Origin of the sequence: Massilia mucilaginosa, assembly GCF_011682145.1 — a bacterium.
In the GTDB taxonomy this organism is placed as follows: Bacteria; Pseudomonadota; Gammaproteobacteria; order Burkholderiales; family Burkholderiaceae_D; genus Telluria_A; species Telluria_A mucilaginosa.
Window position 1 is genome coordinate 1 of the sequence record NZ_WHJH01000185.1, and the last position, 588, is coordinate 588.

Consider the following 588-nt stretch of genomic DNA (forward strand, 5'->3'; position numbering starts at 1 on the left):
AGAATACTCATCTCGCCCACCTGTGTCGGTTTGCGGTACGGTCTCGTATGACTGAAGCTTAGAGGCTTTTCTTGGAACCACTTCCGATTGCTTCAGAACCTAAGTTCCTCGTCTCGACCCCTTGAATCCTGCGCCCGGATTTGCCTAAGCGCCTTCTATGAGTCAAAAACCAACACTTCCAACCGTTGGACAACCTTCCGCGATCCGTCCCCCCATCGCATCATACGACGGTGCAGGAATATTAACCTGCTTCCCATCAGCTACGCATCTCTGCCTCGCCTTAGGGGCCGACTCACCCTGCTCCGATGAACGTTGAACAGGAAACCTTGGGCTTACGGCGTGGGAGCTTTTCACTCCCATTATCGCTACTCATGTCAGCATTCGCACTTCTGATACCTCCAGCATCCTTTACAAGACACCTTCGCAGGCTTACAGAACGCTCTCCTACCATATCCTTGCGGATATCCGCAGCTTCGGTGACTGGCTTAGCCCCGTTACATCTTCCGCGCAGGACGACTCGATCAGTGAGCTATTACGCTTTCTTTAAATGATGGCTGCTTCTAAGCCAACATCCTGACTGTTTTAGCC

The 588-nt window shown here is 52.0% G+C and carries 1 rRNA gene; it reads right to left on the minus strand.

Features of this window, described 5'->3' with window-relative positions:
* Nucleotides 1-588 (minus strand): 23S ribosomal RNA (locus tag F2P45_RS34410); the annotation flags it as partial.